This window comes from Pseudarthrobacter naphthalenicus, assembly GCF_029076445.1.
Lineage (GTDB): Bacteria > Actinomycetota > Actinomycetes > Actinomycetales > Micrococcaceae > Arthrobacter > Arthrobacter naphthalenicus.
This window is the reverse complement of sequence record NZ_JARESG010000027.1, coordinates 1-13,785: the sequence shown is the minus strand read 5'-3', so window position 1 is coordinate 13,785 and position 13,785 is coordinate 1. Positions and strand designations below refer to the sequence as shown.

The window sequence follows — 13,785 nt, the reverse complement described above, 5'->3', positions numbered from 1 at the left end:
TCCAAATCTAGTGGGTTGGCGGGCAGAACTCACATTCGGCGCCTTAGGCTGCTGCCCCTACGAAGCACTTCCCGGTGGTAAGCACCGGCAGGACCGTGACCGTCACGCTGCCGTCCCGGATGTGGCCGAACACGCAGTCTGTGCCTTGCAGCACAGCGGATTCAATGGCATCCGCTTCCAGCCCCGTGGGCGTGCGGCTCGCCGATACTTCCAGGACTGATGGCTGGACACCGGCGCCAGTCAAAGCCTCCGTTACCTGAGCGGTGGCCGGTTTGGGGGTTCCCGCGGCGAGCCGGTTCAACGCAGCCGTCACGGTCTGTCTCATTGCGGCGGTGGCAGGGCTCTCCGGCGCCGTGGCCCCGGCCTTCCCGGCCGTGCCGGTTGCCGGGCTGCCTGGTCCAGGTGCTGCAGCAGTGCCGGACCCGGCGCCTTGCGCCGGCGATTGTGTGGCCGGTGGCTGGGTGCCGGCCGCCGGCGGGGTGGCCGACGGACCGGCGGTGCAACCCGACAGCACAACGGAAGTCAGGCCGCCGACCGCCAGCAGCACCACAGCCCTGCCCATGACTGTTCTGCGCTGCCGGGTAAGCGCCGGCCGGCTGATGACGGAGGTTGCCTGCCGCTTGACGGTCGTGCGCTTCATGCCGCCATTCTGTCACGGCGCCACCCTCGGAGGGACGCCGGGGTGCCGGCTGAGGTCCGCCGGAGTGCCGGCTGAGGGCCGGCACCCCGCCGCCGCGCGTCCTGCGTGATGACTCCAGCCTCCACCTCAGACGGCGGACTCGACGAGTTCGCCGGTCTCAGCGTCGACCGGAACGTAGTTACCGTCACTATCCTCAACGAAGACGGCGGCCGCATCACCGTCACCGTGTTCCCGTTCGTCGGTGTCCCGGTCCTCGTCGGGATCGGCAGGTCCGTCCTCGTTTGCATGCTGCGGCCCATTGTTGACCGTGCGAATGTAGTTGGCCGAACCCCACATAAGATCGTGACCCACGGACTCCGCATCGATTTCGTGTGCGAAATGGACGCGGCCGTCTTTCTCCCATGTGCGCAGCTTGAGCCGGCCCACCACAATCACGCGCTGGCCTTTCTTGATGCTGCACCCCATGTTCCCGGCCAGTTGCCGGTACCCCTGGACCGTGAACCAGTTGGTGTGCGTGTCCACCCAGGTACTCGTACTCCGGTCGAAGCGCCGGGCCGTTGACCCAAGGCGGAACGAGGCCGTTCCGACACCCGTTGTGGTGGTGGAGGTCCTGATGTCGGTGGCGACGAAGCCCCGGAACGTTACGTAATCGCTCATTGTCTTGTCCTGTCTCGGAAGGTGTGCCTTAGCGGCAAAACCAGCTTCGCGCGGTCAGCATCAGGCCGCGAGGGAGAAGAGCCTGTATGTGGACAACCCGCCGTGGACTGCCGTGTGGAGGACAAGTGCATGGCGCGGCTTTGGCGCAGCCGCACCCGGGGCAATGTAAACTTCTTCATGCGCCGGATTTCTGGTCGTGGCGCCACGTGCCCCAGTAGCTCAGGGGATAGAGCAGCGGCCTTCTAATCCGCCGGTCGGGGGTTCGATTCCCTCCTGGGGCACCACTGTATGAGGCGTTTCTTCGCGTGCAGATGCGTAGAGACACACAAACACCCCGGTCTTCGGACCGGGGTGTTCCCGTATCGGTTCAGCCTGCGTGGTGCGGGCGGTCGCCCTGTTCTGTGCTCACCAGGACTTCATCGGCAGACCTGAGTGGGCTCCTGGACTTATTCCTTTTGGTCCACTCCGGATGCCGTACCGGATTCAGAGCCGGCCTCCGGGACTTCCCCGGGGACCGCCTTCGCCTTCCTGGCGGGGTCCACTGAACCGCCCGCCCCGTAGCTGCCCTCCGGATACCGCCCAACCTCGGACGCCGCGGTGCGCCCTGGCACCGACCCGGCAGCACCGTAGTCGGCCTGGACGTACCTGCCCGACTCTCCGGCCTTGTCTCCGAGCGGCTCGGGCAGCCCGCCTTCGCTTCCGGCGGCGCCATAGTTTCCCTCGCCGTAGCGGCCTTCTTCATCGTCCGCGTGGCGGCCCGTCTGCGATCCGGCCTTCCCGTAGTCGCCTTCGACGTACCGGCCGCGGAGGTCCGGTTCTGCCGGCGGCTCCTCCTTGGCTGCCTCATTCGGGGTGTCTTCGGAGCCACTGTTTTGGGTCATGATCGTGCCTTTCCCGAAAAGAGCGCTGCGTCTTTGCCGCGCAACTTAAGTCTAGCCAGGCCGCGGTCTCCCACCATGATTCCTCAGGGACCACCTTAGTGGCCGCCCAGGTTGAACAGTTCGCTGAGCGGAGGCCGCGGTTCGCGGCGGAGCTTGATACTTTGAGGCAGTCCACTGACGTCCACTGACTCATCGTCGATGTGGATGGACAGGCGCCCGTCCCCTGAGAAGGGCACATTATCGAAGTGGAAGTGGGTATTCCGCGGCGGCAGTGTGGGTGCCAGCCACACCTCGTCCCAAGGCAATCCCGGGTCAAAACGCAGCAGCGTCCTGATGAGCTGAACCGGTGCTGCCGACGCCCATGCCTGCGGGGAACACGAGGCCGGGTATGGGACTGGCTCGGGGTATCTGGCGCGGTCGAGACCACAAAAGAGTTCCGGCAGCCGGCCATTGAAGCGATCCGCAGCCTCAAGCAATGCGTAGGCCACTTTCCGGGCCTCATCAACGAAGCCATGCCGCATCAGGCCCGCCGCCGCGATGGCGTTGTCATGCGGCCACACGGACCCGTTATGGTAACTGGCCGGGTTATAGGCCCCCATGGTTGATGCCAGGGTTCTGATCCCCCAGCCGGTAAACATTTCGGGAGACACCAAGTGTCCGGCCACCTGCGCGGCCTTGTCGTTGTCCACGATGCCTGTCCACAGGCAATGGGCCATGTTGGACGCGAGCGCGTCAACAGGTTTTTTGTCCTTATCCAAGGCAATAGCGAAATACCCGCGGTCCGAAAGCCAGAACTGTTCATTGAACGCCTGCTTCAGGCTGGTCGCCTTTGCCACGCAACTTTCTGCTGTCCGCGCGTCACCGGCAGCCGTGGCCAGCAGCGCCCGGCCGATATATGCGGCATACGCGTATCCCTGGACCTCGCACAGGGCGATGGGTGGTTCGGCGAGGGTCCCGTCAGCGAAATTGATCCCGTCTCCGGAGTCCTTCCATCCCTGGTTGCGCAAGCCCCTTTCCGTTTTCCGCTGATATTCAATAAAGCCATCGCCGTCCCGGTCCCCGTAATCCTCCATCCAGCGAATAGCCCGGTCCGCGGCAGGAAGCAGTTGGCGCATCGCTGCATCATCAAGGCCCCATCTGGCCAGCTCGGCCAGGACGATCACAAAAAGCGGGGTCGCATCGATGGTGCCGTAATAAACTCCGCTGCCCCCCAGCGCGAGCCCGGCGGTGGCTCCGAGGCGGACTTCGTGAAGGATGCGGCCCGGCTCCTCCTCCGAAGCGGCGTCCACTTTGGTTCCCTGGTGCTCCGCCAACGTCAGGAGGGTGCCTTTGGCCAGTGACGGGTCCAGGAGCAGGGACATGAATGACGTGAGCAGGCTGTCCCGGCCAAAGAGCGCCATGAACCACGGTGCGCCGGCTGCAACCACGGCGCGGTCCGGCTGATCGGGGTTGAAGATTCGGAGCGACCCGAGGTCCTCCTGGCTGCGCCGGATGACCCTTTCCACGGCCTCATCCCGCAAATTTGCCGTGGGCATGGATGCGCGCCACTCCATGACACGGCGCAAGGCATCCGCCACCGGCACGCCCCCTGCTGCGGCGCTCGCGTGACCGCCCGTGCCGGCCAGCACGGGTTTTGCCGAGATGGTCCCTGACCATTGCCCGTGGGCGGCGATGGTTGTCTCCAGCACCAGCGAATCCCCCTCCAGCCGTGATCCGGCGAAAGCGACCGTGATGCGTTCGGTGTGGCCGTCCCGCTCTGACTCCAGCTCAAGGCCTTCCGGCGTCAAGCGGCGGGAACAGTGCTCGCGCGGGGCCTGCCTGCCTTCCTTCACCTCGAACAAGCTGGCAAAGTCCGCGTCGGGGAACAGCTCTACCCGGCATTGCATCGGCCCCTGGGAGTAGTTGTGCACCGTGACCGTTTCAAGGAGACCCTCCCCAAGCTTGCGTTCCCGGTCAATGAGCAAGGAGGTATCGGCGTGATCGTCCCTGCGCGGTCTTCCAACGAAGACCCCATGAAACGGCTCCGGGGTGGTGGCGGAGAGGGACTCAAGGGGCAGGCCCTGAACCTTCAGCATCCATTCACTGATGAATCGCGTGTCCTGGAAGAACAGTCCGTGCGGAAGACACGCGGCCATGTCCCCGTTGGGGGCTGAGATGCAGAACGATGTTCCCTGGACCAGGGTGAGTGCCCCCGGACCCGCCGACCCGGCGCTGTTCCCGACACCCCACCCGGCCATTCGTAGCCTCTCCCGCAGCGATACCCGCAAAGCCAAACCATCTTCCATAAAACTAGGGAGGATCACCCGCCACTGCAAGAGGCTCGACGGCGGTACACCGGGAGGCGGCGACCCTCGCCCGGGATGGCGGTCAGGAACGGTCGAACCGGCATGCGGCGCGGGGCGGGATCCGGACGCCGGGCGGGATCATGCGGGGTGGCTAAAGTTGCTGGATGGAGAACCGCGAACTCGTGGCCGCGATCCGGACAGCGCTTGCGGACCGTGCCGATCCTGTGCGTGCGGCCGGGATGCAGGCCTACATGAAGTCATCCATCCTTTCCCTGGGCGTCAGGGTTCCGGAGGTTCGCCGTTGCGTCCTGGCCGCGGCAGCTGCCGCTCCGGTTCAGACGCCGGACGAGTTGCGGGCAACCGTCCTGGTGCTGTGGCGGGAAGCGCGCTGGCGGGAAGAACGGTACGCCGCGATCGAACTCACGGCACTCCGGCTGGTAGCGAGGGACGCCGGGATGCTCCCGGTTTATGAGGAAATAGTTCGAACGGGCGCCTGGTGGGACTTCGTGGACGGGGTGGGCCCAAGGATCTGCGGCCTCCTGCTGGCACACCGGTCGCTGATGACCCCCGTGCTGCTGGAGTGGAGCAGGGATGCGGACTTATGGATCCGGCGCGCTGCCATTACCTCCCAGCTGAAGGCCAAGGCCGCCACCGATACCGATCTCCTGGGCGCCGTGATCGAGGCCAGCCTGGATGACCCGGAGTTCTTCATTCGGAAGGCCATCGGCTGGGCACTGCGTGAGTTCGCCAAGACCAACCCCGGCTGGGTCAAAGATTTTGTGGCACAACACGCCAGGCAACTGAGTCCTTTGTCGCGAAAGGAAGCCCTACGGCACGTCGAACCCTAAATGACCGGGCGTTCCGTAACAGGCTCGCCCGTCTTCCGGAACAGCCGCTTGGTACGCGGATCCATGAAGATCAGGTACAGGCCAAAGAGGAGCCCGGTGATCGCAGCGGCAAACCGGGCAAGGATCAGTGGCAATCCCAGGTCCTCGGTCTGCAGATAGGGGAACACTTCCAGTTGGTCGGAGATCGCGTAGATCATGAAGAACGACACAATGAAATAGAGTGCCTTGACCTGCCAGTCGTTCCGGATACCTGTCACGGCAAAGAGCGGTATCAGCCACACCACATACCAGGACTGGATCATGGGCGCCAGCACCACAACTGCGGCGAAGGCCAGGGTGAGGCGCCGGATCAGGCGCTCATGCTCCCCCCGGAAAATCTGGAAGGCGACGATGCCCACGGCAAGCAGCTTGCCGGCGTCGAACACCCAGCCTGCCAACGTCCCGCCGTCCAGCCCGAAAGCGTTGGAAATGGAGGAGACCACGAGGCCCACGAGCCCCACCGGGGCGTACCAGATGAAGATGCTGCCTGGAGCCGAGAGTCCGTTGATCCAGCCGAAGCCGAAGCCGTTGACCAGGCTCAGGGCGTACAGCAAGGCGAGGCTCAGGCCGCCTGTCAGGGCCCAGAAGAGGAACTTGCGGGGCCAGCCGGCGTTCTTACCCGCCCACATCAGACCAATAAACGGCAGGAACACCACCGTGATGGGTTTGACGGCGATGGACAGCGTCACCAGAACTATTCCAAGCACCACCCGCCTGGTGGCCGCGTAATACAGCCCGGCCAGCGCGAGTCCGATCATGAGGGCATCGTTGTGGACGCTGGCGATGAAGTTGGTCAGGAACAAGGGGTTGGCCGCGGTCAGCCAGAGGGCCCGGTGCGGGTTGACGCCGTGCAGCTCAGCCAGCTTCGGCACATAGATGATGCAAAGCACCACGCCGACCAGTGCCACCAGCCTGAAGAGCATCACGCTGCCCTCGGGATGGACATTCGTGGACCAGACCACAAACTGTTCTATCCACAGGAACAGCTGGCCGTAAGGCACGGGGGCCTCGGTCCACAACCGGTCGGCGCCGAGCTGGAAGTAGTTGGACAGCGCCGAGATGCCGTTCTCGTACGGGTTGAAACCCTCCACCATAAGACGGCCCTGGCCGATGTAGGCGTACACGTCACGGCTGAACAGCGGGACACTGACCACCATCGGCAGGCCCCACGCTGCGACTGCCTGCAGGGTGGCCTTGCGCGCTTCGGGCCCCCAGACCCGGACGCGCTGGCCGAGCCGCAGCCAGGAACGGACGAGGAGCATGCCGCCAACGGCCACGAGCACGATGGCCAAGGCAACACCGATTGCCTCAGTGCGCATCCAGATGAAGATCGGCACGCGGCGGAGTTCGGAGACCGGCGCCAGCCAACCGACGCCTACAGAGCCGATGGCCATAAAGACCGAGCCGACAAAACCGGCCAGGATCGGGGACCGCGGGTTATCCACTTCGGCCGCACCGGGCCCGGGGATCACTGCGGCGGCCATCTCCCCCGTTGCAGGCACAGGCGCCGTCATCTCAGGATCCAATCTCTTTGCTTTCAGCGCTTCGACCCAGCGGGCCGCGGTAGCCGCCCGGGCCACGAAGGCACAGCACAGCGGCCGCAATCCCAGCCCCTCTGTCTCCGAAATCCTAGCATCGGACGGTTGCAGCGGAGCTAAACGGTAGGCTGGTCCGGTGCCTATAACTAACGAACGCATCGTCTGGATCGACTGCGAAATGACTGGCCTGGACATCAAGAACGACGCCCTGATCGAGGTGGCGGCACTGGTGACGGACTCGGAGCTGAATATCCTGGGCGATGGAGTGGACGTTGTCATCAAACCGGAGGACGCCGCCCTCGCCCAGATGAACGACTTCGTCCGGGACATGCACACCCGCTCCGGGCTGCTTGAGGAATTGCCGCACGGCAAGACCATGGCTGAAGCGGAGGCCGCCGTCATGGAATACATCGAAAAGTGGGTTCCGGATCCCCGTAAGGCTCCGCTGGGCGGCAACTCCGTGGGAACAGACCGCGTCTTCCTCTCGCGGGACATGCCGGCCGTGGTAGAGCACCTGCACTACCGGGTCATCGATGTCAGCACCATCAAGGAACTCTCCCGGCGCTGGTTTGCCCGGGCCTACTTCCAGTCCCCCGCCAAGAAGGGCGGGCACCGGGCCCTCGGCGACATCAAAGACTCCATTGACGAGCTGCGCTACTACCGCGAGGCCGTTTTTGTTGCGGCCCCCGGACCGGACAGCGCCACAGCACGCGGCATTGCCCAGCGGATCACCGGCGGGCAGGCCCCGGCAGAGTAATCTGCGCCACGTTTCCGGGAATTTTCCGCGAAAAGGGCAAAAGTGGCACAACCATCGCCGAACAGCAGGTAAGCTATTTGAGTTGCCTTTCCAGAGGACCGGGTCACCGGAACACTGCAGGCACATGGTGGGCTTAGCTCAGTTGGCAGAGCGCCTGGTTGTGGTCCAGGAGGTCGCGGGTTCAACCCCCGTAGCTCACCCTCATAGGACGGCAGAAGAAGCCGTCAGTTTGGAGGCCGTACCGGATATCCGGTACGGCCTTCTTTTTTGCACAAATGCCGGCACCATGCCGCACGCACGAAGGGTCACCGCCATGACAGTTCTGCCGATCACCATCTGGGGAGAACCGGTACTTCACCGCCGTGCCGCCGAGGTGGAGGAGTTCGACGATGAACTGCGCACCCTGATTGCCGATATGTTCGAAACCAATGATGCTGCCAACGGTGTGGGCCTGGCGGCCCCCCAGGTGGGCGTAGGCAAGCGAATTTTCGTCTACAAGTACGCGAACGAGGACGGCGCTCCCCCGGCCGGCGTGCTGGTGAACCCGGTCCTAACGCTCTCCAAAGTTTCGGGCGCACTGCCTGACCCCGATGAAGAGGAAGAGGGCTGCCTGTCCTTCCCGGGCGGCCAGTTCCCGCTCAAACGCGCGGAGTGGGCCCGTGTCCAGGGCTTCGACGGCAACGGGCAGCCGGTCGACTTTGAAGCGACGGGCTGGTTCGCGCGGGTAATCCAACATGAATACGACCATTTGGACGGCAAACTGTATGTGGACCGGCTGCTGGACCGTTATTCACGCAAAGCCAAAAAGCTGGCCAAGAAGAGCGGGTGGGGCGTTCCGGGTCTGACCTGGATGCCGGGTGTGGACCCCGACCCGTTCGGGCACTGAGGCAGCGGAGGCAGTTGGGGTGGCGCTTACCTTGCCGCGACGGTGGGCTGGTCCGGGCAAGAGTCCAGAACCCGTCGCATCGCTTCCTTCTCCGGCTGGGTGATCCACAGGCCGTAAGACGCCTTCACTGAAATCTGGCGGGCCACATAGTGGCAGCGGATGTTCTTGTTCTTCGGCAGCCAGGTAGCGGCGTCACCGGCGCCCTTTTCCTGATTCGCCGGCCCGTCCGCAGCCATAAGGTTCAGCGGATCGTTCGCAAGGCTCTGACGCTGCTGCAGCGTCAGAGCCTGCGCGCCTTTCTGCCACGCGTCACCGAGCGCCACAACATGGTCAATCTGGAGTTCCTTGCTGCTCTCCGGCCCGCGACGGAACTCCACGGCCCTACCCGTGTAGGGCTCCACGATGGATCCCGACGTCACCTTGCACTTGGACCCTTCCGTGAAGCCCACTCCTGTGAGGTCCCGCCGGAGAATGTCGTTGCGGGTGTCGCAGCCGTTCCGGTCGACGTCCTGCCACGCTTGCCCAAACGCTTCGCGCCGATAGGTGTCCTTAGAGGCACGCCCCTTGACAGCCAACCCCTCCAGGGCAGCCCTGGCGCTCCCCTGCGGGACCGGATATACAGGCACCACCGGCTTCATCCAGGCCGCGTCAAACACCGGCGCTTCGCTCGGCCCGCTAACAGCAGGCTCAACAGCGGCGAACTGGCCGGCCGTGAAAAACCACACTCCGGCTGCCAGCGTCGAGAGCCCAAGAAGGACCAGCAAGGCCCACGCCTGCCTCGAGCGCCGGCGCGCCCGGCGATAGGCGCTCCAACTGGCAGTCATGGCTCGGGAACTCTTCCGGTTATGTCATCCACCAGAAGAGCCTAGGCCACCCCACAGACACGGCGGCGGTTATCCACAGTGGGGAGGAAGGGTGGCCGGAACTACTGCTCCCGGATTACGCGGCGAAGGTCCTCTTCGGCCAAATGCAGGAGGCTTTCCAGCTGCTGAACGCGGTCTTCGCCGACGTCGCCGGCAGCATGGGCGGCACGTGCCTGCTCAAGAAGCCTGGCAGCTTCCTTATGATTGGCTTTGGCGACATCAAGGGCGTGTTCAAGGGTGGTCTCGTGAAGCGTCTCGTTATCCATGGCACCAGTGTGGTCCCGATTCCCGGCTGATTCCAGCGAATCAGCCGGGAATTGGCTGGGAACACAGCCACAGGCCTGCCCAGCCGTTAGTCAGACGGCGATTGCGGCCAGGGCAGCGGCAGGTTCCTTGGCGGGGAAGGACGGCGGGTTGACGCCGGCCATTTCCTCCATGACCCGGACAACCTGGCAGCTGTAGCCGAACTCGTTGTCGTACCAGACGTACAGGATGACGTTCTTGTCGTTGGAGATGGTGGCAAGGCCATCCACGATGCCGGCCCGGCGGGAACCGACGAAGTCCGTGGACACGACCTCGGGCGAATCGATGTAGTCGATCTGCTTGCGCAGGTCCGAATGCAGGGACATCTGGCGCAGGTAATCGTTCACCTCATCCTTGGTGGTGCCGTTTTCCAGGCTCAGGTTCAGGATGGCCAGGGAGACGTCCGGGGTGGGGACGCGGATGGAACTGCCGGAGAGCTTGCCCTGGAGTTCCGGGAGCGCCTTCGCGACGGCGGTGGCGGCACCGGTCTCGGTGATGACCATGTTCAGCGCGGCGGAGCGGCCGCGGCGGTCACCCTTGTGGAAGTTGTCGATCAGGTTCTGGTCATTGGTGAAGGAGTGGACGGTCTCGACGTGTCCGTGGATCACGCCGAATTTGTCGTTGATGGCCTTCAGGACCGGGGTGATGGCGTTGGTGGTGCAGGAGGCCGCCGAGACGATCTGGTCGGTGTCCTCGATGCTGCCGTGGTTGATGCCGTGCACAATGTTCTTCAGCGCGCCCTTGCCGGGAGCGGTGAGGAGTACGCGGGCAACGCCTTTGCTCTGCAGGTGCTGGGACAGGCCCTCGGCGTCGCGCCAGCGGCCGGTGTTGTCCACCACCAGGGCATCCTTGATGCCGTAGGCGGTGTAGTCGATCGTGGCCGGGTTGTCCGAGTAGATGACCTGGACCTGCACACCGTTGGCGGTGATGGTGTTGGCGTCCTCGTCCACCCGGATGGTGCCTTCGAAGGAGCCGTGGACCGAGTCGCGGCGCAGCAGGCTGGCACGCTTGGTAAGGTCCTTGTCCGATCCGCGGCGGACCACGATGGCACGCAGGCGCAGGCCGTGGCCGCCGCCGGCCTTTTCGATCAGGAGGCGGGCCAGCAGGCGGCCGATCCGGCCAAAGCCGTAGAGCACAACGTCGGTGCTGGTCCGGTCGTCGGCGCCGCGCTTGCCCACAACGTCGGCCAGTTCGGCGCGGAGGAACTCCTCCAAGGACGCGCCGTTGCCTTCAAGCTTGTACTTTTCGGCCAGGCGGGCCACGTCGATGGCAGCAGCACCAAGGTCCAGCTGCGCCAGGGTGTTCAGCAGCGGTGCCGTCTCCTCGAGGAGCAGCTCGGTGTTGCTCATGCGGCGGGCAAACCGGTGCGCCTTCAGGATGTTCATGGTGGACTTATTGATCAGGCTGCGGCCGTGGATGCTGGTCACCACGTTGTTTTCGCGGTACAGCCGGCCAATCACCGGAATCATCGCCTCAGCGAGAGCCTCCCGGCCCATCCACGTATCAAGACAAGAATCTGACGTCTGGCTCACAGAACTACCTTCCTCGGTTCAGCCGCATACGTCCTCGTATGCGGTTGTAGGCCACCTGACGTTGACCAGGGGCTCTGGCACCCGCGGGATTCTGTACATCCCGGGTGCCGTGGAGACGCGTAAAGAAAACCACCGGCTGCGAACGCAGACCCGGTGGCGGAACTTCTACGTTCGTTCTCTATTCTAAGCGGGGTCCCTGCCCGCGACAGCCGCGGCCGACGTGAAGTCACTCACATGCCAGCCATGGCAGTTTGAGCGGATGGGTTGACCGATACGCCGGGTTCTGTGCTCCCCCGCCGTTACCAGCGCGGGAGTAGCGGCCATCCATCTACGGACGCCGTTGCCGACGCCCTCCAGCGGCCTACCCGGACACTCGGGCGGGCAGCCCTCAATCGTGTCCTGTCTGGCCTTGCTCCGGGTGGGGTTTACCTAGCCTTCCCGGTCACCCGGGAAGCTGGTGGTCTCTTACACCACCGTTTCACCCTTACCTGCTGCCTTCCGTTGCCGGAAGACGCAGGCGGTCTGTTCTCTGTGGCACTGGCCTGCGGGTTACCCCGAGTGGGCGTTACCCACCACCCTGCCCTGTGGAGCCCGGACGTTCCTCGAGCCACTTGCGTGGCGCGCGGCCGCCTGGTCAACCCATCCGGAACCCAGTCTACCGGGGGAAGGAGGCACCGCCGTCGTTGGTTCCTTTCCGGGGCCCAAGTGGGACAATGGAGGGAGGAACCGGCCGCTGGTCACGGCCCGGGGACCATCCAAGCCGGGAAGTGATCGTATGGACCTCACCGCCGTTGTTGTGCTTGTCCTTGTCCTCCTTGTCCTGATCATCCTCGCCAGGATGTCGGTGAGGATTGTGCGCCAGTACGAGCAGGGCGTGTTGTTCCGGCTGGGCCGCGTGGCCGGGGTCCGCATGCCGGGCCTGCGCTTCATCATTCCAGTGGTTGACAGGCTTCACCTGGTCAGCCTGCGGATCGTGACCATGCCGATCCAGTCACAGGGAATCATCACCCAGGACAACGTCAGCGTGGACATCTCCGCCGTGGCCTACTACCGCGTTGTGGACGCCGTGAAGTCAGTGGTCGCCATCGAGAACGTCGCGGCGGCGATCAACCAGATCGCCCAGACCACGCTCCGGAAGGTGGTCGGCAGGCACAGCCTGGACCAGACGCTGTCCGAAACCGAGCGAATCAACAGCGACATCCGCGAGATCCTGGACGCGCTTACTCTCGCCTGGGGTGTGGAGGTGACCCTGGTTGAGCTGAAGGATATCCAGCTTCCTGAGGGGATGAAACGGGCGATGGCGCGGCAGGCCGAGGCCGAGCGCGAGAAGCGGGCGAAGATCATCGCAGCTGAAGGCGAATCCATCGCGGCCGCCGCACTCGGGGAGGCCTCGGACACCATGATGGCCCACCCGTTGGCCCTGCAGCTGCGGAACCTGCAGTCGCTCGTGGAGATTGCGGTGGACAAGAACTCCACCGTCGTCTTCCCGGCCCCGCTGATGAGTACCATTGGCGAACTCTCGGCGTTCCTTGCACGCGAAACGCAGGCGGCCCAAGCCCACAATCCCGGCGCTACGTCCGCCACCCCCATCAAGGCTGCGTAGAGACCCACGCGCCGGGACCGGCGCTACCGGGTGGTATCGCCGTCGCCGGTAGGATCGTACGGTGCTGATTCTGCTTCCCCCCTCCGAAGGAAAGACCCCCGCAGTCCGCGGGTCCGCCGTCGACTGGCCCGCACTGAGCTTTCCGGCGCTCAACCCGTACCGGGCGAAAGTCCTCGAAGCACTGGGGACGGTCAGCGCGCACCAGGACGCCCTCGCTTTGCTGGGCGTCGGGGCCTCACTCAGGGACGACGTCGAACGCAACACCCGGCTCCATGCCGAACCGGCGGCGCCTGCCCACCAAATCTATTCGGGCGTTCTTTACGACGCCCTCGGTTACAAGACGCTGACACCGACACAGCGCCGCACGGCGGATGAATCGGTGCTGGTGGTTTCCGCGTTGTGGGGCGCCATCCGCTTCGCTGACCGGGTGCCCGCGTACCGGCTGTCGATGGGAACCGCACTGCCCGACGTCGGCCGCCTCGCCTCTTTCTGGAAGCCGCAGCTTTCGGAGGCCCTCGCGGATGCGGCCGCCGGGCACCTGCTGGTGGACTGCCGCTCCAGCACTTACGCCGCGGCGTGGGCGCCCCCGCCGGCGCAAACCGTAGCCGTCAACGTTTTCACCGAGGTGAACGGTGTACGCAAGGTGGTGAGCCACTTCGCGAAGTACACGCGCGGGGAATTGGCCCGGCATTTGCTGTCCCGCCGCGGCAAGGCCCCGCAGACACCAGCTCAGCTGCTCAAGGCAGCCCGCGAGAAATGGGAAGCGGAGCTTGTGGACGGTTCAGCCCGCACGCCGCATGCGTTGAACATCATCCTCCCCAACTAGTGGTGTGTCTCCAAAATAGTTGATGCTTTGAGCGTTAAGCTTGTGTCATGGCGAACATTGCTCCTGCTTTGGTGGTTTCTGATTCCCAGCGTGCTTTGTTGGAGGTGCTCGCGAAGTCGCAGACGGC

The 13,785-nt window shown here is 64.5% G+C and carries 13 protein-coding genes, 2 tRNA genes and 1 other RNA gene; 7 read left to right on the top strand and 9 right to left on the bottom strand.

The window, feature by feature from the left end; genetic code table 11:
- Positions 1–43: 43 nt before the first annotated feature.
- Entirely contained in the window at positions 44–640 is a 597-nt protein-coding gene (locus PY310_RS18985) for a DUF6993 domain-containing protein (RefSeq protein WP_275216079.1), read from the bottom strand.
- Between the two features lie 126 nt (positions 641–766).
- The gene (locus PY310_RS18980; protein WP_275216078.1) at positions 767–1,297 is read right to left on the bottom strand and encodes a single-stranded DNA-binding protein; all 531 of its coding nucleotides are present in this window, start codon (positions 1,295–1,297) and stop codon (positions 767–769) included.
- A 208-nt stretch (positions 1,298–1,505) separates the two neighbouring features.
- Here PY310_RS18980 and PY310_RS18975 point away from each other — a divergent pair.
- Positions 1,506–1,581, top strand: a tRNA-Arg gene (locus tag PY310_RS18975).
- Between the two features lie 162 nt (positions 1,582–1,743).
- On the opposite strand, the gene PY310_RS18970 is transcribed toward PY310_RS18975, so the two are convergent.
- Together PY310_RS18970 and PY310_RS18965 are read right to left on the bottom strand one after the other, a co-directional pair.
- Positions 1,744–2,178, bottom strand: a complete 435-nt coding sequence (locus tag PY310_RS18970; RefSeq protein ID WP_275216077.1) for a hypothetical protein — start codon at positions 2,176–2,178, stop codon at positions 1,744–1,746.
- Positions 2,179–2,273: 95 nt separating this feature from the next.
- A complete protein-coding gene (locus PY310_RS18965) occupies positions 2,274–4,415 on the bottom strand; it encodes an amylo-alpha-1,6-glucosidase (RefSeq protein ID WP_275216075.1) in 2,142 nt (713 codons plus the stop codon).
- A 212-nt stretch (positions 4,416–4,627) separates the two neighbouring features.
- Here PY310_RS18965 and PY310_RS18960 point away from each other — a divergent pair, with 212 nt between their 5' ends.
- Entirely contained in the window at positions 4,628–5,311 is a 684-nt protein-coding gene (locus PY310_RS18960; protein ID WP_275216074.1) for a DNA alkylation repair protein, read from the top strand.
- Here the strand turns inward: PY310_RS18960 and mptB are convergent.
- Positions 5,308–6,864: a polyprenol phosphomannose-dependent alpha 1,6 mannosyltransferase MptB gene (gene mptB, locus PY310_RS18955; protein ID WP_275216073.1), complete on the bottom strand. Its 1,557-nt coding sequence runs from the start codon at positions 6,862–6,864 to the stop codon at positions 5,308–5,310. The two genes, PY310_RS18960 and mptB, sit on opposite strands and share 4 nt — an antisense overlap.
- 160 nt (positions 6,865–7,024) lie before the next feature.
- Between mptB and orn the strand changes: the two genes are divergently transcribed.
- The 3 genes from orn to def all read left to right on the top strand — a co-directional run bounded on the left by orn (position 7,025) and on the right by def (position 8,531).
- A complete protein-coding gene (orn, locus tag PY310_RS18950; RefSeq protein ID WP_275216072.1) occupies positions 7,025–7,645 on the top strand; it encodes an oligoribonuclease in 621 nt (206 codons plus the stop codon).
- A gap of 127 nt (positions 7,646–7,772) precedes the next feature.
- Positions 7,773–7,845 (top strand) — tRNA-His (locus PY310_RS18945).
- Between the two features lie 113 nt (positions 7,846–7,958).
- Positions 7,959–8,531 carry a peptide deformylase gene (def, locus tag PY310_RS18940; protein ID WP_275216071.1) on the top strand — a complete coding sequence of 191 codons (573 nt, stop codon included), beginning with the start codon at positions 7,959–7,961 and terminating at the stop codon, positions 8,529–8,531.
- Positions 8,532–8,557: 26 nt separating this feature from the next.
- On the opposite strand, the gene PY310_RS18935 is transcribed toward def, so the two are convergent.
- From PY310_RS18935 to rnpB, 4 genes are all read right to left on the bottom strand, one after another.
- Positions 8,558–9,355 (bottom strand): HNH endonuclease family protein, encoded by a 798-nt coding sequence (locus PY310_RS18935; RefSeq protein WP_275216069.1) that lies wholly within the window; start codon positions 9,353–9,355, stop codon positions 8,558–8,560.
- Between the two features lie 101 nt (positions 9,356–9,456).
- Positions 9,457–9,660, bottom strand: coding sequence for a hypothetical protein (locus PY310_RS18930; protein WP_275216068.1), 204 nt, complete (start codon positions 9,658–9,660; stop codon positions 9,457–9,459).
- Positions 9,661–9,750: 90 nt separating this feature from the next.
- Positions 9,751–11,229, bottom strand: coding sequence for a glyceraldehyde-3-phosphate dehydrogenase (locus tag PY310_RS18925; RefSeq protein WP_275216067.1), 1,479 nt, complete (start codon positions 11,227–11,229; stop codon positions 9,751–9,753).
- 256 nt (positions 11,230–11,485) lie between these two features.
- Positions 11,486–11,871, bottom strand: an RNA gene (rnpB, locus tag PY310_RS18920) — RNase P RNA component class A.
- 133 nt (positions 11,872–12,004) lie between these two features.
- On the opposite strand from rnpB, the gene PY310_RS18915 reads away from it, so the two are divergent.
- Together PY310_RS18915 and PY310_RS18910 are read left to right on the top strand one after the other, a co-directional pair.
- A complete protein-coding gene (locus PY310_RS18915; protein WP_275216066.1) occupies positions 12,005–12,832 on the top strand; it encodes a slipin family protein in 828 nt (275 codons plus the stop codon).
- Positions 12,833–12,893: 61 nt separating this feature from the next.
- Entirely contained in the window at positions 12,894–13,658 is a 765-nt protein-coding gene (locus PY310_RS18910; protein ID WP_275216065.1) for a YaaA family protein, read from the top strand.
- Positions 13,659–13,785 lie beyond the last annotated feature (127 nt).

Coding starts and splice junctions, on each gene's coding strand:
- PY310_RS18930 (WP_275216068.1), bottom strand. CDS start 9,660: ATGGATAACGAGACGCTTCACGAGACCACCCTTGAACACGCCCTTGAT.
- PY310_RS18970 (WP_275216077.1), bottom strand. CDS start 2,178: ATGACCCAAAACAGTGGCTCCGAAGACACCCCGAATGAGGCAGCCAAG.
- PY310_RS18960 (WP_275216074.1), top strand. CDS start 4,628: ATGGAGAACCGCGAACTCGTGGCCGCGATCCGGACAGCGCTTGCGGAC.
- PY310_RS18980 (WP_275216078.1), bottom strand. CDS start 1,297: ATGAGCGATTACGTAACGTTCCGGGGCTTCGTCGCCACCGACATCAGG.
- def (WP_275216071.1), top strand. CDS start 7,959: ATGACAGTTCTGCCGATCACCATCTGGGGAGAACCGGTACTTCACCGC.
- PY310_RS18935 (WP_275216069.1), bottom strand. CDS start 9,355: ATGACTGCCAGTTGGAGCGCCTATCGCCGGGCGCGCCGGCGCTCGAGG.
- PY310_RS18965 (WP_275216075.1), bottom strand. CDS start 4,415: ATGGCCGGGTGGGGTGTCGGGAACAGCGCCGGGTCGGCGGGTCCGGGG.
- mptB (WP_275216073.1), bottom strand. CDS start 6,864: ATGACGGCGCCTGTGCCTGCAACGGGGGAGATGGCCGCCGCAGTGATC.
- PY310_RS18985 (WP_275216079.1), bottom strand. CDS start 640: ATGAAGCGCACGACCGTCAAGCGGCAGGCAACCTCCGTCATCAGCCGG.
- PY310_RS18915 (WP_275216066.1), top strand. CDS start 12,005: ATGGACCTCACCGCCGTTGTTGTGCTTGTCCTTGTCCTCCTTGTCCTG.